This is a genomic window from Shigella sp. FC1544, from assembly GCF_001722145.1.
In the GTDB taxonomy this organism is placed as follows: domain Bacteria; phylum Pseudomonadota; class Gammaproteobacteria; order Enterobacterales; family Enterobacteriaceae; genus Escherichia; species Escherichia coli.
The window spans coordinates 1-5,606 of the sequence record NZ_MECT01000129.1 but is presented as its reverse complement, the minus strand read 5'-3'; the positions used below and the strand labels follow the sequence as shown (position 1 = coordinate 5,606).

At 47.1% G+C, this 5,606-nt stretch carries 4 protein-coding genes and 4 pseudogenes; 6 read left to right on the top strand and 2 right to left on the bottom strand.

Translation table 11 applies throughout. From position 1 onward, the window contains the following. The 3 genes and pseudogenes from BGK49_RS26025 to ydeA form a co-directional block, all read left to right on the top strand. On the top strand, positions 1-139 hold a 139-nt coding region (locus BGK49_RS26025; protein WP_021514769.1), incomplete at its 5' end, for an IS1 family transposase. An 11-nt stretch (positions 140-150) separates the two neighbouring features. Beyond that, positions 151-750: pseudogene (yneK, locus tag BGK49_RS26020) on the top strand (putative protein YneK); the annotation flags it as partial. Positions 751-899: 149 nt separating this feature from the next. After that, positions 900-2,089 (top strand): annotated as a pseudogene (gene ydeA / locus BGK49_RS08860) (L-arabinose MFS transporter). Positions 2,090-2,113: 24 nt separating this feature from the next. Here the strand turns inward: ydeA and marC are convergent. Next, positions 2,114-2,768 (bottom strand): annotated as a pseudogene (gene marC / locus BGK49_RS08855) (NAAT family transporter MarC). Positions 2,769-2,979: 211 nt separating this feature from the next. On the opposite strand from marC, the gene marR reads away from it, so the two are divergent. The 3 genes from marR to marB are packed head-to-tail and all read left to right on the top strand — an operon-like array spanning position 2,980 to position 4,067. Then, positions 2,980-3,414, top strand: coding sequence for a multiple antibiotic resistance transcriptional regulator MarR (gene marR / locus BGK49_RS08850; RefSeq protein ID WP_000843419.1), 435 nt, complete (start codon positions 2,980-2,982; stop codon positions 3,412-3,414). Between the two features lie 19 nt (positions 3,415-3,433). Beyond that, the gene (gene marA / locus BGK49_RS08845; RefSeq protein ID WP_000091199.1) at positions 3,434-3,817 is read left to right on the top strand and encodes an MDR efflux pump AcrAB transcriptional activator MarA; all 384 of its coding nucleotides are present in this window, start codon (positions 3,434-3,436) and stop codon (positions 3,815-3,817) included. A gap of 31 nt (positions 3,818-3,848) precedes the next feature. Continuing rightward, positions 3,849-4,067 (top strand): multiple antibiotic resistance protein MarB, encoded by a 219-nt coding sequence (gene marB, locus BGK49_RS08840; protein WP_000803659.1) that lies wholly within the window; start codon positions 3,849-3,851, stop codon positions 4,065-4,067. Between the two features lie 56 nt (positions 4,068-4,123). Here the strand turns inward: marB and BGK49_RS08835 are convergent. After that, positions 4,124-5,506 (bottom strand): annotated as a pseudogene (locus BGK49_RS08835) (6-phospho-beta-glucosidase); the annotation flags it as partial. Positions 5,507-5,606: the final 100 nt, after the last annotated feature.

Genomic DNA, 5,606 nt, shown 5'->3' with positions numbered 1-5,606 from the left:
GCAGCGAATTGAGCGGCATAACCTGAATCTGAGGCAGCACCTGGCAAGGCTGGGACGGAAGTCGCTGTCGTTCTCAAAATCGGTGGAGCTGCATGACAAGGTCATCGGGCATTATCTGAACATAAAACACTATCAATAAGTTGGAGTCATTACCCACCACATATTGAACCCCTGCCTCCGGATCACCATACCGCTGCAGATTACTTACGCCAGTTTGATTTGCTTGTCCTGAATTTTATCTCTCGCGGTAATTTTGTCATACTCCCCCGATTATGGAGTAACTCTGAGGTTCACAGATGGTTCGTCAATAAAGATCCTAACTTGATCACCTCCATTCTCGACATAACAGACGGCGAATTAAAAGAGGATTTATTGCAAAGCCTGATGGATTCATTAGGTTCTAACAAACATGTACTACCCGAAGTCTGCATCTGCTTTTTATCCCTTTTAGCAGAACAAGAATCTCCTCATTTTCAGGACTTTTTTTTATTTTTCGCCAATATGTTATTGCACTATCACCAATTTATGAATCCCAATGAAAGTGATCTGAATGACATGTTGATGCCAGCATCATTAAGTGATGATAAAATTATCAAGCATATGGCGCGCAGGACCCTCAAACTGTTTGTAAAAAATGAAACGCCGCCAAAAGTTACTCACGAAGACCTGGTGAAAAACAGGCCTCGCTCCCCTGTCAGACCACCTATACCCGCAACCGCCAAAACGCCAGACCTCCCTGAACGTCATTAAACCGTGATGTTACCGACTCTCTGACGCGGAACAGAATCAGCGTCAGAGAAACGGAAAACGCGATCCAGATCACAAATGCATTGTATTCACATCATTAACCGTTTTAAGATCATTTCATCACTTTTTCGCAACTCACCCGATAATCTGTTATGACAACAAACACTGTTTCCCGCAAAGTGGCGTGGCTACGGGTCGTTACGCTGGCAGTCGCCGCCTTCATCTTCAACACCACCGAATTTGTCCCTGTTGGCCTGCTCTCTGACATTGCGCAAAGTTTTCACATGCAAACCGCTCAGGTCGGCATCATGTTGACCATTTACGCATGGGTAGTAGCGCTAATGTCATTGCCTTTTATGTTAATGACCAGTCAGGTTGAACGGCGCAAATTACTGATCTGCCTGTTTGTGGTGTTTATTGCCAGCCACGTACTGTCGTTTTTATCGTGGAGCTTTACCGTTCTGGTGATCAGTCGCATTGGTGTGGCTTTTGCACATGCGATTTTCTGGTCGATTACGGCGTCTCTGGCGATCCGTATGGCTCCGGCCGGGAAGCGGGCACAGGCCTTGAGTTTAATTGCCACCGGTACAGCACTGGCGATGGTCTTAGGTTTACCTCTCGGGCGCATTGTGGGGCAGTATTTCGGTTGGCGAATGACCTTCTTCGCGATTGGTATTGGGGCGCTTATCACCCTTTTGTGCCTGATTAAGTTACTTCCCTTACTGCCCAGTGAGCATTCCGGTTCATTGAAAAGCCTCCCGCTATTGTTCCGCCGCCCGGCATTGATGAGCATTTATTTGTTAACTGTGGTGGTTGTCACCGCCCATTACACGGCATACAGCTATATCGAGCCTTTTGTGCAAAACATTGCGGGATTCAGCGCCAACTTTGCCACGGCATTACTGTTATTACTCGGTGGTGCGGGCATTATTGGCAGCGTGATTTTCGGTAAACTGGGTAATCAGTATGCGTCTGCGTTGGTGAGTACGGCGATTGCGCTGTTGCTGGTGTGTCTGGCACTGCTGCTACCTGCGGCGAACAGTGAAATACACCTCGGGGTGCTGAGTATTTTCTGGGGGATCGCGATGATGATCATCGGGCTTGGTATGCAGGTTAAAGTGCTGGCGCTGGCACCAGATGCTACCGACGTCGCGATGGCGCTATTCTCCGGCATATTTAATATTGGAATCGGGGCGGGTGCGTTGGTAGGTAATCAGGTGAGTTTGCACTGGTCAATGTCGATGATTGGTTATGTGGGCGCGGTGCCTGCTTTTGCCGCGTTAATATGGTCAATCATTATATTTCGCCGCTGGCAGTGACACTCGAAGAACAGACGCAATAGTTGAAAGGCCCATTCGGGCCTTTTTTAATGGTACGTTTTAATGATCGTTAATAATAAACTGCACACCCATACATACCAGCAGGAATCCCATCAGACGGGAGATCGCTTCAATGCCACCCTTGCCCACCAGCCGCATAATTGCGCCGGAGTTGCGTAGGCTTCCCCACAAAATAACCGCCACCAGGAAAAAGATCAGCGGCGGCGCAACCATCAGTACCCAATCAGCGAAGGTTGAACTCTGACGCACTGTGGACGCCGAGCTAATAATCATCGCTATGGTTCCCGGACCAGCGGTACTTGGCATTGCTAGCGGCACAAAGGCAATATTGGCACTGGGTTCATCTTCCAGCTCTTCCGACTTGCTTTTCGCCTCCGGTGAATCAATCGCTTTCTGTTGCGGAAAGAGCATCCGAAAACCGATAAACGCGACGATTAAGCCGCCTGCAATTCGCAGACCGGGAATCGAAATGCCAAATGTATCCATCACCAGTTGCCCGGCGTAATACGCCACCATCATGATGGCAAATACGTACACCGAGGCCATCAACGACTGACGATTACGTTCGGCACTGTTCATGTTGCCTGCCAGGCCAAGAAATAACGCGACAGTTGTTAATGGGTTAGCTAACGGCAGTAACACCACCAGCCCCAGGCCAATTGCTTTAAACAAATCTAACATTGGTGGTTGTTATCCAGTGTATCTGGGTTATCAGCGAAAAGTATAAGGGGTAAACAAGGATAAAGTGTCACTCTTTAGCTAACCTTGCATCGCATTGACCAAAACTTGAACCGATTTAGCAAAACGTGGCATCGGTCAATTCATTTATTTGACTTATACTTGCCTGGGCAATATTACCCCCTGCGACTAATTACTTGCCAGGGCAACTCATGTGAAAAGTACCAGCGATCTGTTCAATGAAATTATTCCATTGGGTCGCTTAATCCATATGGTTAATCAGAAGAAAGATCGTCTGCTTAACGAGTATCTGTCTCCGCTGGATATTACCGCGGCACAGTTTAAGGTGCTCTGCTCTATCCGCTGCGCGGCGTGTATTACTCCGGTTGAACTGAAAAAAGTGTTGTCTGTCGACCTTGGAGCACTGACCCGTATGCTGGATCGCCTGGTCTGTAAAGGCTGGGTTGAAAGGTTGCCGAACCCGAATGATAAGCGCGGCGTACTGGTAAAACTTACCACCAGCGGCGCGGCAATATGCGAACAATGCCATCAATTAGTTGGCCAGGACCTGCATCAAGAATTAACAAAAAACCTGACGGCGGACGAAGTGGCAACACTTGAGCATTTGCTTAAGAAAGTCCTGCCGTAAACAAAAAAGAGGTATGACGATGTCCAGACGCAATACTGACGCTATTACCATTCATAGCATTTTGGACTGGATCGAGGACAACCTGGAATCGCCACTGTCACTGGAGAAAGTGTCAGAGCGTTCAGGTTACTCTAAATGGCACCTGCAACGGATGTTTAAAAAAGAAACCGGTCATTCATTAGGCCAATACATCCGCAGCCGTAAGATGACGGAAATCGCGCAAAAGCTGAAGGAAAGTAACGAGCCGATACTCTATCTGGCAGAACGATATGGCTTCGAGTCGCAACAAACTCTGACCCGAACCTTCAAAAATTACTTTGATGTTCCGCCACATAAATACCGGATGACCAATATGCAGGGCGAATCGCGCTTTTTACATCCATTAAATCATTACAATAGCTAGTTGATAACGTGACAACGTCACTGAGGCAATCATGAAACCACTTTCATCCGCAATAGCAGCTGCGCTTATTCTCTTTTCCGCGCAGGGCGTTGCGGAACAAACCACGCAGCCAGTTGTTACTTCTTGTGCCAATGTCGTGGTTGTTCCCCCATCGCAGGAACAACCACCGTTTGATTTAAATCACATGGGTACTGGCAGTGATAAGTCGGATGCGCTCGGCGTGCCCTATTATAATCAACACGCTATGTAGTTATTGTCAGGCTCTGATCACAGAGCCTGACATCTCCGTAATATCTTCCTCAAGTCTCAAATATTTTCGCCATTGTTGGCGATGAGATCCCGATACCAGTAAAACGACGCTTTACGTATCCGTTCCAGCGTTCCCTTCCCTTCGTTGTCTTTATCGACATAAATCATTCCGTAGCGCTTTTTCATTTCCCCTGTTCCGGCAGAAACCAGGTCAATGCAGCCCCACGGGGTGTAGCCAATTAAGTCAACACCATCTTCAACTACGGCTTTTTTCATTTCCCGAATATGGGAAGCAAAGTAATCAATGCGATAGTGATCGTTCACCGTGCCGTCAGCTTGTCTCTGGTCAACCGCACCAAATCCATTTTCGACAATAAACAGCGGCAACTGGAAATGATCCCAGAACCAGTTGAGTGAATAACGTAGCCCTGCCGGATCAATTTGCCATCCCCATTCGGATGTATCGATATAAGGGTTGCTGACCAAATCTCGTGGTTCAACATAATCCAGTTGCGGGTTATCGGGCGAAAATTGTGTCGTAAAAGACATGTAGTAGCTAAAGCCGATAAAGTCGACACAACCACTGGCAAGAATCGCGTTATCTTCTGGTGTGATATCGAGGTTGAATCCTTTCCTGGCAAAGTAATTCAGCATATGTTGCGGATAATATCCACGAGCATGAACATCAGTAAACCAGTAACGACGATGCATTGCTTTCGTGGCCATCATCATATCGTTGGGTACACACGTCAGAGGATAGATGGGATACATGGCGATCATACAGCCAATGTTAAATTCAGGATTGATCGATTTTCCAGTCTGTACCGCCTGGTACATTATTTGTTCGCGCTCATTGATATCTTCCTCTGGCGAATACAAGATACCGGAATTAGTAAATGGACACAGGCTTTCGCTGAAATTCACCTGATTATTGATTTCGTTAAACGTCATCCAGTACTTTACTTTTTCTTTATAGCGCGTGAAAACCGTTGATGCGAAGCGGATAAAAAAGTCGATCAGTTTACGGTTTCGCCAGCCACCATATTTTGTCACCAGATGATAAGGCATCTCAAAATGTGAAAGCGTCACCACAGGTTCCATTCCCTGCTTAAGGCATTCATCGAACAGATCATCATAAAATTGTAAACCCTCTTCATTCGGCTCCTGTTCGTCACCTTGCGGAAAGATTCGTGTCCAGGCAATGGAAGTTCGAAAGCATTTGAATCCCATCTCGGCAAATAACTGAATATCTGTTTTATAGCGATGATAAAAATCAATTGCTTCATGATTGGGATAATTAAGCCCGTCGATAACGCCTTCTGTCACTTCACGCGGCACCCCGTGAGCGCCAGCAGTCATCACATCAGCGATACTGATGCCTTTTCCTCCTTCATTCCAGCCACCTTCCAACTGATGCGCGGCTACCGCGCCGCCCCATAAATGAAGTGGTCAACAAAAACTGGCCACCGAGTTAGAGTTTTTCCAGTATCGATTTTCCGATTCGTTTGGGGGTAACCCACCGTTATATTCGTGCGGTCTT

Excerpts from the sequence above, each read along its gene's own strand:
- marA (WP_000091199.1), top strand. The coding sequence starts at position 3,434 with ATGTCCAGACGCAATACTGACGCTATTACCATTCATAGCATTTTGGAC.
- marB (WP_000803659.1), top strand. The coding sequence starts at position 3,849 with ATGAAACCACTTTCATCCGCAATAGCAGCTGCGCTTATTCTCTTTTCC.